The 23397-nt window shown below is 69.1% G+C and carries 1 protein-coding gene; it reads left to right on the top strand.

Translation table 11 applies throughout. From position 1 onward, the window contains the following. The first annotated feature begins 214 nt into the window (after positions 1-214). The gene (locus ACX114_RS12870) at positions 215-23155 is read left to right on the top strand and encodes a non-ribosomal peptide synthase/polyketide synthase (protein WP_459297994.1); all 22941 of its coding nucleotides are present in this window, start codon (positions 215-217) and stop codon (positions 23153-23155) included. Positions 23156-23397 lie beyond the last annotated feature (242 nt).

The following is a 23397-nucleotide window of genomic DNA, read 5'->3' as shown; positions in this document are numbered from 1 at the left end:
ATTCATTCGAGTGGGTATTTATCCGCCCTCATGACAGGGTCGGCGTAGACGGAATAATCTCACCCATATGAATTTGACCCACCCTCGCGCTTCCTTGGAAAGAGCGGCGCAGGGGAGTCATTCCGGCACCAGCAACACGCCCGAGTTCCCGTGAGCACCACTGTCCCCGGTGGTGCTCGTACGCAGTGGCGGCCCCCAGTGCGGAGTACACGAGATGAGCCACGAGCTGTCGAAGCGGATCGCCAACCTCTCACCCGAGAAGCGCGCCGAGCTGCTCAAGAAGATGGCCGCGCAGAAGGCCACCGCGGGCAACTCCGTCCAGGGCCTCATCCCGGTGCAGGACCGCTCGCGTCCCCTGCCCCTGTCCTTCGCTCAGCAGCGCCTCTGGTTCATTGATCAGCTGCAGCCCGGCACCTCGCTCTTCAACGTACCCATGGCGGTACGCCTGGAGGGTGCGCTCGACGTGGCCGTGCTGGAGCGCGCGCTGCGCGAAGTCGTGCGCCGTCATGAAGTGCTGCGCACCACCTTCCGTGAGGGCGCGTCCGGCCCCGTGCAGGTGGTGTCGCCGGAGCCGGTGCTCACCCTGGAGCGCAAGGACCTCACGGGCGCGCCGCAGGAAGAAGTGTGGCGTCTGGCGCGTGAAGAGGCCGCGCAGCCCTTCGACCTCGCGAAGGGCCCTCTGCTGCGCGCGCTGCTGCTGACGTCGGCCCCGGCAGAGCACCTGCTCGTCGTGGTGGTGCACCACATCATCTCCGACGGCTGGTCCATGACGCTGCTGGTGCGCGAGGTGGCGCTCCTCTACGGCGCCTTCGCGCGAGGCCAGGCAGCGCCCCTGCCGCCGCTGGGCATCCAGTACGCGGACTTCGGTGTCTGGCAGCGCGAGTGGATGCAGGGCCCCCGGCTGGAGAAGCAGCTCGACTACTGGAAGCGCCAGTTGGCCGGAGTGCCTTCCGCGCTGGAGCTGCCCACCGACTTCCCCCGCCCCGCCACCCGAGACGGCCGAGGCGCCCGGCACGACGTGCTGCTGCCGCGCGAATTGACGGACGCATTGAAGGCCGTGGCGCAGCAGGAAGGCGCCTCCCTCTACATGGCTCTGCTGACGGGCTGGCAGATGTTGATGGCCCGCTACTCCGGCCAGGAGGACGTCACCGTCGGCTCTCCCATGGCGGGCCGTACGAGAGGCGAGGTGGAGGGCCTCATCGGCCTCTTCGTCAACGCCCAGGTGCTTCGCACCCGCGTGACGGGGAGCGCCTCCTTCCGCACCCTGCTGCGTCAGGTGCGCGAGACGGTGCTGGGAGCCCAGGAGCACCAGGAGCTTCCCATCGAGCGGCTCGTGGAGGAGTTGAAGCCCGAGCGCATTCCGGGCCGCACTCCCTTCTTCCAGGTGATGCTCACCTACCAGGCCTCCTTCCGCGGCGCCGCCACTGTTGAAGGCGTCAAGCTGGAGGCCCTGGAGCTCGACACCTTCTCCGCCAAGTTCGACCTCACCCTTCAGGTGCTGGAGACGGACGCCGGCCTCAAGGGCTACCTTGAGTACACGACGGATATCTTCACCCCCTCCACCGCCGCACGCATGGCCGAGCACCTGCGCGTGCTCCTGCGGGAAGCTGTCGCGAAGCCGGATCAGCGCGTGTCGTCGCTGCAGTTGCTCGCGGGGGATGAGCGCCAGCAAGTGCTGGTGGAGTGGAATGCGACGCATGCGCCGTTCCCCGAAGCGTGCATGCACTCCCTCTTCGAAGCACAGGTGCGCCGCGCTCCGGAGGCGGTGGCCGCGGTCTTCGAAGGGACGCAGCTGACGTACGCGCAACTGGACGCGCGCGCCAATCAGCTCGCCCATGCGCTGCGCCGCCGTGGCGTGGGCCCGGAGATCCGCGTCGCCCTCAGCGTCGAGCGCTCCCTCGACATCGTCATCGGCCTGCTCGGCATTCTGAAGGCCGGTGGCGCCTGGGTGCCCGTGGATCCGCTCCTGCCCCGCGAGCGCCTGGCCTTCATGCTGGAGGACAGTGCGGCCCAGGTGCTCGTCACCCAGCAGCCGCTGGTGGACCGCTTCCCGGAAGCACTGCATGCGCGCGCGCTCTGCCTGGATACGGAGCGGGAGGCACTGGCGCAGCAGCCGATGGATGCGCCCGCGACGGGTGTGACGCCCGCGAACATGGCGTACCTGCTCTACACCTCGGGCAGCACGGGGACGCCCAAGGGCACGGCGGTGGAGCACCGCAGCGTCGCCAACCTCGTCACCCACGAAGCGGTGGCGTACGGCATCGGCCCTGGCAGCCGGGTGCTTCAGTTCGCCAGCCTCAGCTTCGACCTCTCCGTGGAGGAGATTTTCACCACGCTCTGCAACGGCGCCACGCTGGTGCTCGCGCCATTGGAGAAGCTGATGCCGGGCGCGCCCCTGCCCGTGCTGCTGCGTGAGCAGGAGTTGAGCGTCGTCAGCCTCACCCCCGCGGCCCTGGCAGCGACGTCCTCCGAAGGCCTGCCCATGGTGCGCACCGTCATCTCCGGCGGTGAAGCCCTGCCCGCGGACGTCGTCGCGCGCTGGGCCCCGGGACGGCGGCTCCTCAACACCTACGGCCCCACCGAAGCCACCGTCATCGCCACCTTCGGAGAGGTGGTGGCGGATGGAGAAGTGCCGTCCATTGGCAAGCCCCTGGCGAACGTGCGCGTCTACGTGCTGGACCCGCACGGGCAGCCGGTCCCCGTGGGTGTGCGCGGTGAACTGCACATTGGTGGCGTCGGCGTGGCACGCGGGTACGCGGGACGTCCGGGCCTTACCGCTGAGCGCTTCATCCCCGACGCGTTCTCCTCTACTCCGGGCGACCGTCTCTACCGTACGGGCGACGTCGTACGCTGGCGCGCGGATGGTCAGTTGGACTTCGTCGGCCGCATCGATGCCCAGGTGAAGGTGCGCGGCTTCCGCATCGAGCTGGGCGAAGTCGAGAACGCCCTGCGCGCAGCCCCTGCCGTGAAGGACGCCGTCGTGCTGGCCCGCGAGGATGCTCCGGGCGACAAGCGGTTGGTGGCATACGTCGTGGGTGACGCTCTCGACGTCACGGCCCTGCGCGCGTATCTCAAGCAGCACCTGCCCGAATACATGGTGCCTGCCGCTTTCGTCTCCATGGAGACGCTGCCGCTGACGTCCAACGGCAAGGTGGACCGCAAGGCCCTTCCCGCTCCGGATGCGGGCGCACTCCGGGCTTCACACGCCTACGAGGCCCCGGCCACACCGCTGGAGGAGAAGCTCGCGGCCCTCTGGAGCGAAGTGCTGCGCGTCCCCACCGTGGGCCGCACCGACAACTTCTTCGAACTGGGCGGCCACTCGCTGCTCGCCACGCAACTCGTGGCGCGCGTGCGCGCGGCGCTCGACATGGAGCTGCCGCTTCGTGCCCTCTTCGAGGCTCCCACCATTGCCGCACTGGCGGAACGCCTCCAGCGCGCCGCGACCGGCACGCGCCTGCCCTCCCTGACGCGCACGCGTACCGAAGGCCCCCAGCCACTGTCCTTCGCCCAGCAGCGCCTCTGGTTCCTGGACCAACTGGCGCCGGACGACGCCTCCTATAACCTCCCTGTCGCGCTGCGCCTCCTGGGCCGCCTGGACGTGGAGGCCCTGCGCCGCGCGTTCGAGGCACTCGTGGCGCGCCATGAGGCCCTGCGCACCACCTTCTTCGAGGAAGAGGGTCAGCCCTTCCAGCGCATCCATCCTCCGGCCGAGTGGGTTCTTCCCGTGGAGGATCTGTCCGGATTGGACGAGTCCACGCGCGACGCCGAGACGCTGCGGCGAGCGACCCGTGAGGCCCGGCAGCCCTTCAACCTCGTCCGAGGGCCGCTACTGCGCACCTCACTTCTGCGATTGGCCGAGGAGACGCACGTCCTCCTCGTGACGATGCATCACATCGTCTCCGATGGCTGGTCCATGGGCGTCCTCATCCGTGAGCTGGCGAGCCTCTATGAGTCCTTCAGTGGCGGCCGGGCTCCTTCTCTGCCGCCGCTACCGGTGCAGTACGCGGACTTCGCCCTCTGGCAGCGCCAGTGGTTGCAGGGTGAGACGCTGGAGTCGCAGCTCGGCTACTGGAAGCGCCAGTTGGCCGGTGCGCCCGCCGCGCTGGAGCTGCCCACCGACCGGCCGCGGCCGGCCGTGCAGTCCCGCCGCGGCGCCACGGTGCCCGTGCACTTCCCCTCGCAGCTGACGGACTCGCTGCGAAGCCTTGCCCAGCGTGAGGGCGCCACGCCCTTCATGCTGCTGCTCTCCGCCTTCCAGCTGCTTCTCTCGCGCTACTCCGGCCAGGACGACATCTCCGTCGGCTCCCCCATCGCCGGCCGCACCCACGCCGAGGCCGAAAGCCTCATCGGCTTCTTCGTCAACACGCTCGTCCTGCGCGCCCACGTGGATTCGCGTGCGACGTTCCGCGAATTGCTGGCCCAGGTGAAGGCCACCACCCTCGCCGCCTACGAGCACCAGCACGTCCCCTTCGAGAAGCTGGTCGAGGTCCTCCAGCCCTCGCGTGACTTGAGCCGCAGCCCCCTCTTCCAAGTCATGCTCGTCCTGCAGAATGCACCCGCCGAAGCGCTGCGCGTGCCGGGCATGGCCTTCCAGCCCATTCCCCTGGAGGGCAACTCCTCCCGCTTCGACTTGGCCCTCACCCTCTTCGAGGTGCCCCAGGGCCTCACCGGCTTCCTCGAGTACAGCTCCGACCTCTTCGACGCCTCCACCGTCCAGCGCCTCATGGGCCACTTCGGCGTCCTTCTCTCCTCCCTCGCTGCCCAGCCGGATGCTCGCGTGGCCTCGCTGGAGTTGATGACGGCGGAGGAGCGCAAGCAGCTCCTCCTCAAGTGGAATGAGACGGACGTCGCCTTCCCGCGCGACACCTGCATCCACCATGTCGTCGCTGAGAATGCCCGTCGCGCTCCGGACGCGGTTGCTGTGCGCATGGGGGAGAGAAGCGTCAGTTACGCGAGCCTCAACGCCTGGGCTCATGGCCTTGCCACTCAGTTGCACACTGCCGGTGTCACTCGGGGCAGCCGCGTCGCCGTCCTCGCGGAGCGCTCCCCGGAGTTGGTGGCGGGCCTCCTCGCCACCCTCAAGGTGGGCGCCGCCTACGTCCCCATCGCGCCCGGTGTCCCGCCGGAGCGACTGGCCTTCATGCTGGAGGACTGCGGCGCTTCGGTCCTCCTCACCCAGCAGCACCTGCGTGACTCGCTGCCCTCCCTCTCTTCGCGCGTCCTCTCGCTGGAGATGGAAACGAGTGCAACGCAGCAGCCGCTGCCGGTGACGCCCGTGGGTCCGGAGGACCTGGCCTACGTCATCTACACCTCCGGCAGCACCGGCCGCCCCAAGGGCGTCGCCGTCCACCACCGCGCGTTGATGAACCTCGTCTCCTGGCACCAGCGCACCTACGCGCTGACGCCCCAGGACTCCACCGCCCTCACCGCGGGCGTTGCCTTCGACGCTTCCACCTGGGAGGTGTGGCCCTCGCTGGCCTCCGGCGCCAGCCTCGTCATCCCGCCTGACGCCGTGCGCGCGGAGCCCTCCCAGTTGCTTCAGTGGCTGGCCCGCGAAGCCATCACCACCTGCTTCATGCCCACGCCTCTGGCTGAAGCGGTGCTGCGCGAGGAGTGGCCCCGCCCCATGGCCCTGCGCGCCCTGCTGACGGGCGGAGACGCCCTGCACCACGGTCCGCCGCCTTCAGTCCCCGCCACCCTCTTCAACCACTACGGGCCCACCGAGAGCACCGTCGTCGCCACCTTCACCCCCGTCGTGCGCGACGACGGCACGCGGCCCCCCATTGGCCGCCCCATCGCCAACACCCGCACCTACGTCCTCGACGCTCAACTCCAGCCAGTACCCGTGGGCGTCCCCGGTGAGCTCTTCCTCGCCAGCGAGGGCCTGGCCTGGGGCTACCTGGGTCAGCCCGCGCTGAGTGCCGAGCGCTTCATTCCGCACCCCTTCTCCTCCACGCCGGGTGCCCGCCTCTACCGCACCGGCGACGTCGTGCGCTGGCGTGCCGATGGCCAGCTGGACTACCTCCAGCGGCTCGACTTCCAGGTGAAGGTGCGCGGCTTCCGCATCGAGCTGGGTGAAATCGAGGCCTCCCTCCTCGCTCACGCCTCCGTGCACGAAGCCGTTGTCCTCGCCCGCGAGGACTCTCCCGGTGACAAGCGGCTCGTTGCCTACGTCGTGCCCGCTCAGGGCCAGCAGTGGGACACCTCTGCGGTGCGCACCTTCCTCAAGGAGCGGCTGCCCGAGTACATGGTGCCCTCCGCCTTCGTCTCCTTGGAGGCGCTGCCCCTGACGTCCAACGGGAAGGTGGATCGCAAGGCCCTTCCCGTTCCGGACGCCTCGCCGCTCGTGGACTTCGTCGGCCCGCGCAATCCCACCGAGGAGAAGCTCGCGGACGTCTTCGCCCAGGTCCTGCGCGTGGAGCGCGTGGGCATCCACGACGACTTCTTCGCCTTGGGTGGCCACTCCCTGCTGGCCACCCAGCTCATGTCCCGGGTCCGGGCCACCTTCCGGCGCGAGCTGCCCGTGCGTGCGCTGTTCGAGGCCCCCACCGTCGCGGGCCTTGCCCTGCGCATCGACGCCACCCACGCCTCCGCGGTGCAGCCGCCTCCGAGCATTCCCAGGGTGCGCGCCACCACCGCGCCCCTCTCCTTCGCGCAGCAGCGACTCTGGTTCCTGGATCAGCTCACCCCGGGAGATGCGTCCTACAACATCTCCAGCGCGCTCAGCCTGAAGGGCCACGTGGACGTGGAGTCCCTGCGCCGTGCCTTCGAGGCACTCGTCGCCCGTCACGAAGCCCTGCGGACCACCTTCCGCGAGCACGAGGGTCAGGCCCTCCAGTCCATCCATCCTTCTGTCGCGTGGACCCTGCCGCTGCATGACGTGTCCGCCCTGCCGGTGGCTCAGCGCGAAGCCGAAGCGCGACGCCTCGTCACCGAGGACGCCCGCCATCCATTCCAACTGGAGGACGGGCCGCTCCTGCGTACCGCCCTCGTGCGCCTTGGCGCGGACGAGCACCTGCTGCTGGTGACGATGCATCACATCGTCTCCGACGGCTGGTCCATGGGCGTCCTCGTCCGTGAGCTGGTGGCCTTCTACGAAGCCTTCCATGCGGGCCGCAGCCCTTCGCTCCCGCCACTGCCGATGCAGTACGCGGACTTCTCGACCTGGCAGCGCCAGTGGCTCCAGGGCGAGACGTTGGAGACGCACCTCGGTTACTGGAAGCAGCAGCTCGTGGGTGCACCGGCAGCGCTGGAGCTGCCCACGGACCGCCCTCGCCCGCCCGTGCAGTCCCACCGAGGCGCCACGGTGGACGTGCGCATCCCTTCGGACATCGCCCAACGGCTCAAGGCACTGGCGGGACGCGAGGGCGCCACGCCCTTCATGGTGCTGCTGGCCGCCTTCCAGGTGCTCCTCTCGCGCTACGCCGCGCAGGACGACATCAGCGTGGGTACGCCCATCGCCGGCCGCACGCAGGCGGAGACCGAGGGCCTCATCGGCTTCTTCGTCAACACGCTCGTCCTGCGCGCCCATGTCGAACCGAAGGCGACCTTCCGCGAACTGCTCGCCCAGCTACGAGGCACGACGCTCACGGCCTACGAGCACCAGCACGTGCCGTTCGAGAAGCTGGTGGAAGTCCTCCAGCCCGTTCGGGACACGAGCCGCAGCCCGCTCTTCCAGGTGATGTTCGTCCTGCAGAACACGCCCACCGAGGCGCTCCAGCTCCCGGGCCTCTCCCTGCGGCCTCTGCCCCTGGAGACCCACTTCGCGAAGTTCGATCTCACGCTCTCCTTGCAGGAGGTCCAGGAGGGGCTGGTCGGCACGCTGGAGTACGCGACGGACCTGTTCGACGCGGCGACCATCCAGCGCATGGCCGGACACTTCGGAGTGCTGCTGGAGGCCATCGCGAAGAAGCCTGAGTCACGGCTCGGGGACCTCCCGCTGCTCACCGACACAGAGCGGCAGCAGCTCCTCGTCGAATGGAATCCCCCTGCCTCGCAGGCGCCGCGTGAGTCCAGCATCTCCTCGATGGTGGAAGCCCAGGTGCGTCGCACGCCGGGTGCGCTGGCCGTCATCACGCCGGAGCGGCAGCTGACGTACCGGGAGCTGGATGCGAAGGCCAACCAGCTCGCCCACCGACTGCGTAGCCTGGGTGTCGGGCCTGAAGTCCGCGTCGGCCTGTGCGTTGAACGCACTGAGGATCTGGTCATCGGAGCCCTCGGCATCCTCAAGGCCGGTGGCGCCTACGTGCCGCTGGATCCCAGCTACCCGCGTGAGCGCCTGGGATGGCTGCTGGAGGACGCCCAGGGTCCCGCCCTCGTCGCCCACTCGCACCTCTTGCAGGCGCTACCCGAAACCAGCGCCACACCGGTGTGCCTCGACTCGGACGTGGAGCTGGCGAAGCAGCCGACGACGGCGCCCTCGGTGGACATCCACGCCGGCCACCTCGCCTACCTCATCTACACCTCGGGCTCCACAGGCCGCCCCAAGGGCGTCGCCATCTCCCATGGCAACGCCGTCTCCTTCCTCCACTGGGCCCTGGAGACATTCACCCCGGAGGAGCTGAAGGGAACGCTCGCCGCGACAAGCCTCAACTTCGACCTCTCCGTCTTCGAGCTCTTCGCCCCGTTGAGCAGCGGTGGCGCGGTGGTGGTGGCGAAGAACGCCCTGCACCTGGCCGAGCTGCCTACGGCGTCCCACGTCACCCTCGTCAACACCGTTCCCTCCGCCATGGCGCAGCTCCTGCGCCTGGGCGCGGTGCCGCCCTCCGTACGAGTCATCAACCTCGCCGGTGAAGCCCTGCCGGAGATGCTCGCGAAGCAGGTCTACGCGGTGCCCACGGTTGAGAAGCTCTTCAACCTCTACGGCCCCTCCGAGGACACGACCTACTCCACAGCCTCTCTCGTCGGCCGTGACGAAGTGCCCCTCATCGGCAGGCCTCTGCCCGCGACGCGGGCCTATGTGCTGGATGCCGCGTTGCAGCCTGTGCCCGTAGGCGTGGCCGGTGAGCTGTACCTCGCGGGTGAAGGCCAGGCGCGTGGATACCTGCTGCGTCCGGAACTCACCGCGGAGCGCTTCGTCCCCGAGCCCTACGGTCCTCCGGGCGGCCGCATGTACCGCACGGGCGACCGTGTCCGTTACCGCCTCGACGGGCGCCTGGAGTACCTGGGCCGCATCGACTTCCAGGTGAAGGTGCGCGGTTTCCGCATCGAGCTGGGCGAAATTGAAGCCGCTCTCCGCCGCGCTCCGGGCCTCAAGGACGCGGTCGTCGTCGCCAAGGGCGAAGCCGCCGACAAGCGCCTTGTCGCCTACGTCACCGCTCGCGAAGGACACTCGCTCGACTCCGAGGCACTCAAGGTCCACCTCCGGCAGCAGCTGCCGGAGTACATGGTCCCCTCCGCGCTCCTCGTCCTCGACGCCCTGCCCCTCAACTCCAACGGCAAGGTGGACCGCAAGGCTCTGCCCGAGCCAGGAAACCTCGCGCGTTCGTCCGACTTCGTCGCGCCACGGACCGACGCTGAGGAGCAACTCGCCGCCCTCTTCGCCGAAGTCCTTCGCGTGGAGCGCGTGGGCATCCGGGACGACTTCTTCGCCCTGGGCGGCCACTCCCTGCTGGCCACCCAGCTTGTCTCGCGCGTGCGTGCGACCTTCAGCCTGGAACTGCCGCTGCGGGTGTTCTTCGAAGCGCCCACCGTGGAGGCGCTCGCGACGAAGCTCGCCAGCGCCCAACGCTCCGAGCACCGCCTGCCGCCACTGCGTCCTTCCTCGAATGAAGGCGACCTGCCGCTCTCGTTCGCGCAGCAGCGGCTCTGGTTCCTGGATCAGCTCACCCCGGGGGACGCGTCGTACAACATCCCCACCGCCCTGCGGCTGACGGGCCACGTGGACGTGGAGTCCCTGCGCCGCGCCTTTGAAGCGCTGGTCGCCCGCCACGAGTCGCTGCGCACCACCTTCCAGGAACATCAGGGCCAGGCCACCCAGCGGATCCACGCGCCCGGAGCATGGACCCTGCCGCTCATCGACGTGTCCAGCCTGCCGGCGGCACAGCGCGAGTCCGAGGCCCAGCGCCGGGTCGCGGAGGATGCCCGGCAGCCGTTCCACCTGGAGCGCGGACCGCTCCTGCGCACGGCCCTCGTGCGACTGGGTGAGGAGGAGCACCTGCTGCTGGTGACGATGCACCACATCGTCTCCGACGGCTGGTCCATGGGCGTCCTCGTGCGCGAGCTTGTGACGCTGTACGCGGCCTTCACCCAGGGCACCGCGCCGGCCCTCAGCCCCCTGCCGCTGCAGTACGCGGACTTCGCGGCGTGGCAGCGCCAGTGGCTCCAGGGCGAAACGCTCGACGCGCAACTGGGTTACTGGAAGCAGAAGCTCTCTGGAGCTCCCGCCGCGCTGGAGTTGCTGACGGATCATCCGCGTCCGTCCGTTCAATCCCACGCGGGCGCGGCCCTCTCCGTCCAGCTTCCGCCCGAGACCTCCCAGGCCCTCAAGGTGCTGGCCCGGCGCGAAGGGGCCACGCCCTTCATGGTGCTGCTCGCGGGCTTCCAGCTCCTCCTGTCGCGCTACGCGGGCCAGGACGACGTCAGCGTGGGCACGCCCATCGCCGGCCGCACGCAGGCGGAGACCGAGGGGCTCATCGGCTTCTTCGTCAACACGCTCGTCCTGCGCGCCCACGTCCAACCGAAGGCCACCTTCCACGAGCTGCTCGCGCAGGTGCGTGGCACGACGCTCGCGGCCTACGAGCATCAGCACGTGCCCTTCGAGAAGCTGGTGGAGGTCCTCCAGCCCGTCCGGGACACGAGCCGCAGCCCGCTCTTCCAGGTGATGTTCGCCCTGCAGAACGCGCCCACCGAGGACCTGCGAGTCCCCGGCCTCACCTTCCAGCAGGTGGCGTCCAGCGCGCGCTCCGCCAAGTTCGACCTCACCCTGACGCTTCAGGATTCGGGTCAGGGTTTCGTGGGCTGGCTGGAGTACAGCACCGCGCTCTTCGAGCGGAGCACCGTGGAGCGGATGGTCCACCATCTGCGCACGCTGCTGGAGGCCGTGGCCGCGAAGCCCGACCAAGCCCTGTCCGAGCTGCCGCTGCTCTCCCGAGAGGAGCGCCAGCGCATCCTCGTGGACTGGAACGACACCACCGTCGCCAGCCCCATGGACGTCCCGGTCCACGTTCACTTCTCCCAGCAGGCCCGCCGCACGCCCGACGCGGTGGCCCTGGTGCTGGGGGATGCGACGCTGACGTACGCCCGGCTCGAAGCCCGCGCCAACCAGCTCGCCCATCACCTGCGCGCCCTGGGCATCGTCCCCGGCGCGCGCGTCGGCCTGGCCCTCGAGCGCTCCTTCGAGCTGGTGACGGCGCTCCTCGCCATCCTCAAGGCGGGCGCGGCCTTCGTCCCCGTGGACCGCAATGCGCCCGTGGAGCGCATCGCGATGTTGCTGGAGGACGCGGACGTGGACGTGGTGGTCACTCACCAGCCCTTCGCCTCCAGGCTGCCGGCCTCCGGCACCCGTGTCTGGCTGGACGCGCAGCAGGACGTCCTGGCCGGGCTGCCCACGCACGCGCCCGACGTCTTCGTGGAGGGCGAGTCCCTGGCCTACGTGATGTTCACCTCGGGCTCCACGGGCCGCCCCAAGGGCGTCAGCGTGCCCCACCGTGGCATCACCCGTCTGGTGCTCGGAAGCACCTTCATGCACTTCGGGCCCGACGAGGTGTGGCTGCAGATCGCGCCCATCGCCTTCGATGCCTCCACCCTGGAGCTCTGGGGCGCGCTGCTGCACGGCGGGAAGCTCGTCCTCGCGCCGCCTCATGCCTTGTCGCTGGAAGAACTGGCGGATCAACTGCGTCGCCACCGCGTGACTGCGCTGTTCATCACGACCGCGCTGTTCGAGCAGATGGTCCTTCACCAGGGCGAAGCCCTTGCGAACGTGCGCCAGGTCCTCACGGGCGGAGACGTGATGCCCTGGTCGCGACTGCGCGACCACCTCCCCCGCCTCGCCGAGGGCGCGACGCTGTTCCACGCCTACGGGCCGACGGAGAACACGACGTTCTCCACCACGCTGCCGTTGCACCGCGACACGCGCGTGGAGGGACCGGTCCCCATCGGCCGGCCCATCCCGAACTCCACGGCCTACGTGTTCGACGCGCACCTTCACCCGGTCCCCGTGGGCGTCGCGGGCGAGGTGTACGTCGGTGGCCCGGGCCTCGCGTGGGGCTACCTGCACCGCCCGGACCTGACCGCGGAGCGCTTCGTCCCCCACCCCTTCGCCACCACGCCGGGCGAGCGTCTCTACCGCACGGGTGACAAGGCCCGCTGGCTGGAGGACGGCACGCTCGACTTCCTGGGCCGCGTCGACTTCCAGGTGAAGGTGCGCGGCTTCCGCATCGAGCTGGGCGAAATCGAATCCGCCCTGCGCGCCTTCCCGGGCGTCAACGAGGCCATCGTCGTGGCCCGGGGCGCGGATGCGGACAAGCGCCTCATCGGCTACCTCACCGCGCACGAAGGCCACGCGTTGGACATGGAGGCGCTGCGGGTCCACCTGCGGCAGCGGCTGCCGGAGTACATGGTGCCCGCCTCGCTCCTGGTGCTGGACGCGCTGCCCCTCAACGCCAACGGCAAGGTGGACCGCAAGGCCCTGCCCGAGCCGGGAGACGCACCGCGCGCGGCCTCCTACGTCGCGCCGCGCACCGCCACCGAGACTCAGCTCGCGACTCTCTTCGCCGAAGTGCTCCGTGTGGAGCGCGTGGGCCTCCAGGATGACTTCTTCGCGCTGGGTGGACACTCCCTTCTGGCCACCCAGCTCGTCTCGCGCGTGCGCGCCGCGTTCGGCGTCGAGTTGCCACTGCGGGCCCTATTCGGAGCACCCACGGTCGAAGCGCTCGCGCCGCTGCTCGAGAAGGCTCCGTCCTCCGCGCTGCGTGCTCCGCCGCTGCGGCCCGCGACCCGTGAAGGGGACATTCCGCTCTCCTTCGCGCAGCAGCGCCTCTGGCTGCTGGATCAACTCCAACCCGGGGATGCGTCGTACAACATCCCCACGGCCCTGCGGCTGACGGGCCGGGTGGACGCGGATGCGCTGCGAGGCGCCTTCGAAGCGCTGATCGCTCGCCACGAGTCCTTGCGCACCACGCTCGCCGCGTCCCACGAGGCGCCGTCGCAGCGAGTCCAGGCGGCAGCGGCATGGGAGCTGCCCGTCGTCGACCTGGGCGCGCTGCCCCAGGAGCAGCGCGAGGAAGAAGCCCGGCGCATCGTGGCCGAGGAGGCCCGCCGTCCGTTCCAGCTCGCCACGGGACCGCTGCTGCGCGGGCTGCTGGTGCGCTTGGAAGAGGAAGAGCACCTGCTGCTGGTGACCATGCACCACGTCGTCTCCGACGGCTGGTCCATGGGCGTCCTCGTTCGCGAGATGGCGGCCTTCTACGAAGCCTTCTCCACGGGAAGCACGCCGGCCCTCCCACCGCTGCCGGTGCAGTACGCGGACTTCGCCACGTGGCAGCGCGACTGGCTCCAGGGAGAGGTCCTGGAGGCGCAGCTGGGCTACTGGAAGCAGCGGCTGGCCGGAGCTCCGGCGGCGCTGGAGCTGCCCACGGACCGGCCGCGCCCGCCCGTGCAGTCGCACCGGGGGGCCACGGTGGACGTGCGGATTCCCGCCCACCTCGTGGAGGCACTCAAGGCCCTGGCCCAGAGGGAAGGCGCCACGCCCTTCATGGTGTTCCTCGCGGCGTTCCAGGTGCTCTTGTCGCGCTACGCCGCGCAGGACGACATCACAGTGGGTTCGCCCATCGCGGGCCGCACCCAGGCGGAGACCGAAGGCCTCATCGGCTTCTTCGTCAACACCCTGGTCCTGCGGGCCCAGGTGGATCCGCGCGCGACGTTCCGTGAGTTGCTGGTCCAGGTGAGGGGCACGACGCTCACGGCGTACGAGCACCAGCACCTGCCTTTCGAGAAGCTCGTGGAGGCCGTGCAGCCCACGCGCGACCTGAGCCGCAATCCGTTGTTCCAGGCGATGTTCGTCCTGCAGAACATGCCGGGTGAAGAGCTGCGCCTGCCGGGCCTGTCCATGCGGACGCTGCCGCTGGAAACGCGCTTCGCGAAGTTCGATCTCTCCCTGGGGCTGCGAGAAGCCCCCACGGGCATGACGGGCACGTTGGAGTACGCGACGGACCTGTTCGACGCGGCGACCATCCAGCGCATGGCCGGCCACTTCGGCGTCCTGCTGGAGGCCATCGCGAAGAAGCCGGACACGAAGCTTGGCGACCTGCCGCTGCTCACCAGTACGGAGCGTCAGCAACTCCTCGTCGAATGGAATCCCCCTGCCTCGCAGGCGCCGCGTGAGTCCAGCATCCCCATGATGGTGGAAGCGCAAGTACGTCGCACGCCGGATGCCCTGGCCGTCATCACGCCGGAGCGGCAGCTGACGTACCGGGAGCTGGATGCGAAGGCCAACCAGCTCGCGCACCGTCTGCGCGGCCTGGGTGTCGGGCCCGAAGTCCGCGTCGGCCTCTGCGTTGAACGCACCGAGGACCTCGTCATCGGAGCCCTCGGCATCCTCAAGGCCGGTGGCGCCTACGTGCCGCTGGACCCCAGCTACCCCCGTGAGCGTTTGGGTTGGCTGTTGGAGGATGCCCAGGGCCCCGCCCTCGTGGCGCATTCGCATCTGCTCTCGGCACTGCCCGAGACGTCCGCGACGCCCGTGTGCCTCGACTCGGATGCGGAACTGGCGAAGCAGCCGACGACAGCACCTGTGGTGGACATCCACGCCGGTCACCTCGCCTACCTCATCTACACCTCTGGCAGCACCGGTCGGCCCAAGGGCGTCGCCATCTCCCACGGCAATGCTGTCTCATTCCTCCACTGGGCCTTGGAGACCTTCTCACCGGAGGAGCTGAAGGGAACGCTCGCCGCGACAAGCCTCAACTTCGACCTCTCCGTCTTCGAGCTCTTCGCACCGTTGAGCAGCGGTGGCGCGGTGGTGGTGGCGAAGAACGCCCTGCACCTGGCGGAGCTGTCCACCGCCTCTCACGTCACCCTGGTCAACACGGTGCCCTCCGCCATGGCGCAACTGCTGCGCCTGGGCGCGGTGCCGCCCTCCGTGCGCGTCATCAATCTCGCGGGCGAAGCCCTGCCCGAGACGTTGGCGAAGCAGGTCTACGCGGTGCCCACGGTTGAGAAGCTCTTCAATCTCTACGGGCCTTCCGAAGACACCACCTACTCCACAGCCTCTCTCGTCGGCCGTGACGAAGTGCCTCTCATTGGCCGTCCTCTGCCCGCAACGCGGGCCTACGTGCTGGACGCTTCACTCCAGCCGGTGCCCGTCGGTGTCGCAGGCGAGCTGTACCTCGCGGGCGAAGGCCAGGCTCGCGGATACCTGCTGCGCCCGGAACTCACCGCGGAGCGCTTCGTCCCTGAACCCTACGGTCCTCCCGGTGGCCGCATGTACCGCACGGGCGACCGCGTCCGTTACCGCCTGGACGGGCGCCTGGAGTACCTGGGCCGCATCGACTTCCAGGTGAAGGTGCGCGGCTTCCGTATCGAGCTGGGCGAAATCGAAGCCGCTCTCCGCCGCGCTCCGGGCCTCAAGGACGCGGTCGTCGTCGCCAAGGGCGAAGCCGCCGACAAGCGCCTCGTCGCCTACGTCTCTCCCAAGGCAAATGCCTCGCTGGAGGTCGAAGCCCTCAAGGCGCACCTGCGCCAGGGCCTGCCCGAGTACATGGTGCCCGCCACCTTCGTGGTGCTTGAGGCGCTGCCTCTCAACTCCAACGGCAAGGTGGACCGCAAGGCCCTGCCGGAGCCGGAGGCCCCCAAGTCCGGCAGCACCTACGAAGCGCCTCGAACGGAGGTCGAAGCGAAGCTGGCCGCCATCTGGGCCGAGGTCCTCCGTCTGCCCCAGGTGGGCGTGAAAGACTCCTTCTTCGAGCTGGGCGGACACTCCCTGCTGGCCACCCAGGTCGTGTCGCGCGTGCGCGCGGAGTTCGGCGTGGAACTGCCCCTGCGCGCTCTCTTCGAGTCCTCCACGGTGGAGGCGCTCGCGGGTCGACTGCAAGGGAGCGCTGCCTCCCAGGCGCTGAAGATCACCCGTCTCTCGCCTGACGGCCTGCGGCCTGTGTCCTTCGCGCAGCAGCGGCTGTGGCTCCTGGATCAACTCCAGCCTGGGGACGCGTCCTACAACCTCCCGGCTGCGCTCCAGCTTTCGGGACACCTGGACGTGGAGTCCCTGCGCCGTGCCTTCGAATCACTCGTCCATCGCCACGAGGCCCTGCGCACCACCTTCCACGCGTACCAGGACCAGCCCATCCAGTCCGTCCACGCGCCTGGCGGATGGACGCTGCCGCTCGTGGACCTCTCTTCGTTGCCCGAGGATGAGCGGCGGCAAGAGGCTCGAAGGCTGGCCAATGAAGAAGCGCGACAGCCGTTCGACCTCGCCACGGGACCGCTGCTGCGCAGCACCCTGGTGCGAATGGGCGGCGACTCGCACGTGCTGCTGTTGACGATGCACCACATCGTCTCCGACGGCTGGTCCATGGGTGTCCTCGTCCGGGAGATGGTGACCTTCTACGAGGCCTTCTCCACGGGCAGCACGCCGACGCTCGCGCCGCTGCCCGTCCAGTACGCGGACTTCGCGACGCTGCAGCGGAACTGGCTCCAGGGTGAAGCCCTGGAGGCGCAGATCCGCTACTGGAAGCAGCAGCTCGCCGGAGCGCCCGCGGCGTTGGAGCTGCCCACGGACCGGCCGCGTCCACCCGTGCCGTCCCACAGTGGCGCCACGGTGGAGGTGCGCATCCCCGAGCCCGTCGCCAGCGCGCTCAAGGCCCTGGCGCAGCGAGAAGGCGCCACTCCGTTCATGACGCTGTTGGCGGCGTTCCAGGTGTTGCTGTCGCGCTACTCCGCACAGGACGACGTGAGCGTGGGTTCGCCCATCGCGGGCCGCACCCAGGCGGAGACCGAAGGCCTCATCGGCTTCTTCGTCAACACCCTGGTCCTGCGCGCCCACTTGAACCCGCGCGCGACGTTCCGGGAGCTGCTCGCCCAGGTGCGAGGCACGACGTTCGCAGCCTACGAGCATCAGCACTTGCCCTTCGAGAAGCTCGTCGAAGCCGTGCAGCCCGCGCGTGACCTGAGCCGCAGCCCGCTCTTCCAGGCCATGTTCGTCCTGCAGAACACGCCCACCGAGGCACTGCGCCTGCCGGGCCTGTCATTCCAGGCCCTGCCGCTGGAAGCCCACTTCGCCAAGTTCGACCTTTCGCTTGCCCTTCAGGAGGTTCAAACAGGGTTGGTCGGCACGCTGGAGTACGCGACGGACCTTTTCGACGCGGCGACCATCCAGCGCATGGCGGGCCACTTCGGCGTCCTGCTGGAGGCCATCGCGAAGAAGCCAGACACGAGGCTTGGCGACCTGCCGCTGCTCACGGATGCGGAGCGCCGGCAGCTCCTCGTTGAATGGAATCCGGAAGCGGCACTGGCGATTCGTGAGTCCAGCATCCCCGCGATGGTGGAGGCCCAGGTACGTCGCACGCCGGACGCGCTGGCCGTCATCACGCCCGAGCGGCAGCTGACGTACCGGGAGCTGGATGCGAAGGCGAATCAGCTCGCCCACCGGCTGCGCGGCCTGGGCGTCGGGCCCGAAGTCCGCGTCGGCCTGTGCGTTGAACGCACCGAGGACCTCGTCATCGGAGCTCTCGGCATCCTCAAGACCGGTGGCGCCTACGTGCCGTTGGATCCCAGCTACCCGCGTGAGCGTTTGGGCTGGCTGCTGGAGGACGCTCAGGGCCCTGCCCTCGTGGCGCATTCGCACCTGCTCTCGGCACTGCCCGAGACGTCCGCGATGCCCGTGTGCCTCGACTCGGACGTGGAGCTGGCGAAGCAGCCGACGACGGCTCCCGTGGTGGACATTCACCCGGGGCACCTCGCCTACCTCATCTACACCTCCGGCAGCACCGGCCGCCCCAAGGGCGTCGCTATCTCCCATGGCAACGCCGTGACGTTCCTCCACTGGGCCTTGGAGACCTTCACTCAGGAGGAGCTGAAGGGAACGCTCGCCGTGACGAGCCTCAACTTCGACCTCTCCGTCTTCGAGCTCTTCGCCCCGTTGAGCAGTGGTGGCGCGGTGGTGGTGGCACGCAACGCCCTGCACCTGGCGGAGCTGTCCACCGCGTCTCACGTCACCCTGGTCAACACGGTGCCCTCCGCCATGGCGCAGCTCCTGCGCCTGGGCGCGGTGCCGCCTTCCGTACGAGTCATCAACCTCGCGGGTGAAGCCCTGCCCGAGACGCTCGCGAAGCAGGTCTACGCCGTCCCGACGGTGCAGAAGCTCTACAACCTCTACGGTCCGTCCGAAGACACCACCTACTCCACGGCCTCTCTCGTTGGTCGTGACGAAGTGCCTCTCATCGGCAGGCCCCTGCCGGCGACGCGGGCCTACGTGCTGGACGCTTCACTGCAGCCGGTGCCCGTGGGTGTCGCCGGCGAGCTGTACCTCGCGGGTGAAGGCCAGGCGCGTGGATACCTGCTGCGTCCGGAACTCACGGCCGAACGATTCCTCCCCGAACTCTACGGTCCTCCGGGCGGCCGCATGTACCGCACGGGTGACCGCGTCCGGTACCGCCCGGATGGGCGCCTGGAGTATCTCGGCCGCGTCGACTTCCAGGTGAAGGTGCGCGGCTTCCGCATCGAGCTGGGTGAAATCGAAGCTGCGCTCCGTCGTGCCCCAGGCGTCAAGGACGCGGTCGTCGTCGCCAAGGGAGAGGCCGCCGACAAGCGCCTCGTCGCCTACGTCTCTCCCAAGGCCTCCCTGGAAGTGGAAGCCCTCAAGACGCACCTGCGCCAGGGGCTGCCCGAGTACATGGTGCCCACCGCGTTCGTCGTGCTGGACGCCCTGCCCCTCAATTCCAACGGCAAGGTGGACCGCAAGGCCCTGCCGGAGCCGGAGGCACCCAAGTCCGGCAGCACCTACGAAGCGCCTCGCACGGAGGTCGAAGCGAAGCTGGCCTCCATCTGGGCCGAGGTCCTCCGTCTGCCCCAGGTGGGCGTGAAGGACTCCTTCTTCGAGCTGGGCGGGCACTCCCTGCTGGCCACCCAGGTCGTGTCGCGCGTGCGCGCGGAGCTGGGTGTCGAACTGCCCCTGCGGGCTCTCTTCGAGTCCCCCACGGTGGGAGCCCTGGCCGCGCGGCTGCATGGGAGCGCGAGCACCCATGCCCCGAAGCTCGCCCGCGTCTCGCATGACGGCCCACTGCCGTTGTCCTTCGCTCAGCAGCGGCTGTGGCTCCTGGATCAACTCCAGCCGGAGGATGCGTCCTACAATCTCCCGGTTGCACTCCAGCTCTCGGGGCACCTGGACGTCGAAGCCCTGCGCCGTGCCTTCGAGGCACTCGTCGCCCGCCACGAGGCCCTGCGCACCACCTTCCACGAGCATCAGGGTCAGCCCACGCAGCGGATCCAGGCTCCGACGGCATGGACGCTGCCGCTCATGGATCTCTCTTCGCTGCCCGGGGATGCGCGGGAGACGGCGGCTCGGAAGCTGGCCGACGAGGAGGCCCGGCGTCCCTTCCGCCTCGCCACGGGTCCGCTGCTGCGCAGTGCCCTGGTGCGCCTGGCGGAGAACGAACACCTGCTGCTGGTGACGATGCACCACATCGTCTCCGACGGCTGGTCCATGGGCGTGCTCGTCCGGGAGCTCATCTCGCTGTACGCCGCGTTCCATGACGGCAAGGAGCCCGGCCTCACGCCGCTGCCCGTGCAGTACGCGGACTTCGCGGCGTGGCAGCGGAACTGGCTCCAGGGCGAGGCGCTGGACGCGCAGCTGGACTACTGGAAGCAGCAGCTCTCTGGAGCCCCCGCGGCGTTGGAGCTGCCCACGGACCGGCCTCGTCCGCCCGTGCAGACCCACCGGGGTGCCACGGTGGACGTTCGCATCCCTGGGAACGTCTCCCGTGCGATCAAGGCGCTCGCGGGACGCGAGGGTGCCACCCCCTTCATGGTGCTGCTGGCCGCCTTCCAGGTGCTCCTCTCGCGCTACTCCGCGCAGGACGACATCAGCGTGGGCTCACCCATCGCGGGCCGCACGCAGACGGAGACCGAGGGCCTCATCGGCTTCTTCGTCAACACGCTCGTCCTGCGCGCCCGATTGAACCCGCGCGCGACGTTCCGGGACCTGCTGGCCCAGGTGCGAGGCACGACCTTCGCGGCCTTCGAGCACCAGCACCTGCCCTTCGAAAAACTCGTGGAGGCGGTGCAACCCACGCGCGACATGAGCCGCAGCCCGCTGTTCCAGGCCATGTTCGTTCTGCAGAACACGCCCGCGGAGGCACTGCGCCTGCCGGGCCTGTCCTTCCAGGCACTGCCGCTGGAGGCCCACTTCGCCAAGTTCGATCTCTCCCTGGGCCTGAGTGAAGGGCGGGACGGGTTCACCGGCACGCTGGAGTACGCGACAGACCTGTTCGACGCGGCAACCATCCAGCGCATGGCCGGACACTTCGGCGTCCTGCTGGAGGCCATCGCGAAGAAGCCTGAATCACGGCTCGGGGACCTCCCGCTGCTCACCGACACGGAGCGGCAGCAACTCCTCGTCGAATGGAATCCCCCTGCCTCGCTGGTGATTCGTGAGTCCAGCATCCCCGCGATGGTGGAAGCCCAGGTGCGCCGCACGCCGGATGCGCTGGCCGTCATCACGCCCGAGCGGCAGCTGACGTACCGGGAGCTGGACGCGAAGGCCAACCAGCTCGCCCACCGCCTGCAAGGCCTGGGCGTCGGGCCCGAAGTCCGCGTCGGCCTTTGCGTTGAACGCACTGAGGACCTCGTCATCGGAGCCCTCGGCATCCTCAAGGCTGGTGGCGCCTACGTGCCCCTGGACCCCAGCTATCCGCGTGAGCGCCTGGGCTGGTTGCTGGAGGACGCTCAGGGCCCCGCCCTCGTGGCGCATTCGCACCTGCTCTCGGCACTGCCCGAGACGTCCGCGACGCCGGTGTGCCTCGACTCGGACGTGGAGTTGGCGAAGCAGCCGACGACGGCGCCCTCGGTGGACATCCACCCGGGCCACCTCGCCTACCTCATCTACACATCAGGCAGCACCGGACGGCCCAAGGGCGTCGCCATCTCCCATGGCAATGCCGTCTCCTTCCTCCACTGGGCCTTGGAGACGTTCACTCCGGAGGAACTGAAGGGAACGCTCGCCGCGACGAGCCTCAACTTCGACCTCTCCGTCTTCGAGCTCTTCGCTCCGCTCTCCAGCGGCGGTGCGGTGGTGGTGGCAAAGAACGCCCTGCATCTGGCCGAGTTGCCCACGGCCTCTCACGTCACCCTCGTCAACACCGTGCCTTCCGCCATGGCGCAACTGCTGCGTCTGGGCGCGGTGCCGCCCTCCGTGCGTGTCATCAACCTCGCGGGTGAAGCCTTGCCCGAGACGTTGGCGAAGCAGGTCTACGCGGTTCCTACGGTTGAGAAGCTCTTCAACCTCTACGGTCCGTCCGAAGACACCACCTACTCCACGGCCTCTCTCGTTGGTCGTGACGAAGTGCCCCTCATCGGCAGGCCTCTGCCCGCGACGCGGGCCTACGTGCTGGACGCTTCGCTGCAACCGGTGCCCGTAGGCGTGGCCGGTGAGTTGTACCTCGCGGGCGAAGGCCAGGCGCGCGGCTACCTGCTGCGTCCGGAACTCACGGCCGAGCGCTTCGTGCCGGAGCCTTACGGTCCTCCGGGTGGCCGTATGTACCGCACGGGCGACCGTGTCCGGTACCGCCTCGACGGGCGGCTGGAGTACCTGGGCCGCATCGACTTCCAGGTGAAGGTGCGCGGCTTCCGCATCGAACTGGGCGAAATTGAAGCCGCTCTCCGCCGCGCTCCGGGCCTCAAGGACGTCGTCGTCGTCGCCAAGGGTGAGGCCGCCGACAAGCGCCTTGTCGCCTACGTCTCTCCCAAGGCAAATGCCTCGCTGGAGGTCGAAGCCCTCAAGACGCACCTGCGCCAGGGGCTCCCTGAGTACATGGTGCCCGCCACCTTCGTGGTGCTTGAGGCCCTGCCCCTCAACTCCAACGGCAAGGTGGACCGCAAGGCACTGCCCGAACCCGATGCCCACGCCATCGAGGCCTGGGACTTCGTCGCCCCTCGCGACGCACTCGAAATGCAGCTCGCTCGCATCTGGGAGGACGTCCTCGGCGTCCGCTCCGTCGGCGTCCGCTCCAGCTTCTTCGAGTTGGGTGGCCACTCCCTGCTCGCAGTGCGTATGCTCGCGTCCATCCGTGAGCGGCTCGGGCTCAGCCTCCCTCTCTCCGTCCTCTTCCAGCAGCCCACCGTCGAGCAGCTCGCGCAGGTGCTACGCGACGACTCGCAGGCCTGGACACCCCTCGTTCCTCTGGAGCGCGGAGAGCCCGGCCAGCGGCCTCTCTTCCTCGTCCACCCTGGCGGCGGCAACGTCCTGGCCTACTCGGAGCTGGCGCGCCGGCTGGGCCCCTCATTGCCCGTCTTCGGCCTCCAGTCGCGTGGCCTCGACGGACGACCCGTCGCTGAGTCCATCGAGGAGATGGCCAGCCTCTACATCGAAGCCATCCGCACCGTGCAGCCGCATGGCCCGTACCAGTTGGGAGGCTGGTCTCTCGGCGGCGTCATCGCCTACGAGATGGCCCGTCGCCTGCGCGAAGCTGGCGAAGCCGTGGATGTGCTCGCACTCATCGACGCCCACGTGCCCGGCATCACGCCGCCTTCCGAGACAGAGCCCCACTTCTCTTCCGAAGCCCGGGTCCGGATCGCCTTCGCGCAGACGACGGCCACCGCCTTCGGCCAGGAGCTCTCCGTCTCGGACGAGGCGCTGGCACAAGGCAACGACGACGCGATGCTGGACCATCTGCTCCAGCAAGGAGTCCGCGCACGCATCCTCGACGCGCACTCCGGGGCCGCTCAACTGCGCGCTCTCTTCCGCGTCTTCCAGGCCAACCTCTTCGCGCAGGAGAGGTACGTGCCCCGGCCGTACGACGGCACCGCGCTGCTGCTGAGCGCCAGCGAGGCCGCGGCCGAGCTCCCTCGTCACCGCGGATGGGAGCCCCTCGTCCGTGGCGGCCTGGAAGTGCACGACGTCCCCGGCAGCCATCATGAACTGCTGCAGGACCCGCACCTCGAGCCCATCGTGGAGCGACTGCGTCTGATCCTCGCTCGTGCGTCGGGCGCGCTCACGGGAAGCTGAACTCCGTCCGCCCCGCGCCAGCCTGTTCAGGCGCGGGGCTTCAGCTCCAGGAAGCCGGGCGCTCCGCGCGGATCACGCCGTCGGGTTCATGGGTGGCCCCAGTTCGCGGGACCGCCGAACCTGAGATCCGGCTTTTGCGGTTGAGTGGGCACGTCGACGTCAGAGCCCCCTCCTATGGTGAGGGCTCTAAACACAGGGATTTACTCATCCCCAGTTTGTGCCTTAGGAGCGCCGTGTCGGCT

This window comes from Corallococcus sp. M7 (assembly GCF_054512695.1).
The sequence above is the reverse complement of the archived record's forward strand: the minus strand, read 5'-3'. Positions and strand labels throughout refer to the sequence as shown.

Coding starts and splice junctions, on each gene's coding strand:
- ACX114_RS12870 (WP_459297994.1), top strand. CDS start 215: ATGAGCCACGAGCTGTCGAAGCGGATCGCCAACCTCTCACCCGAGAAG.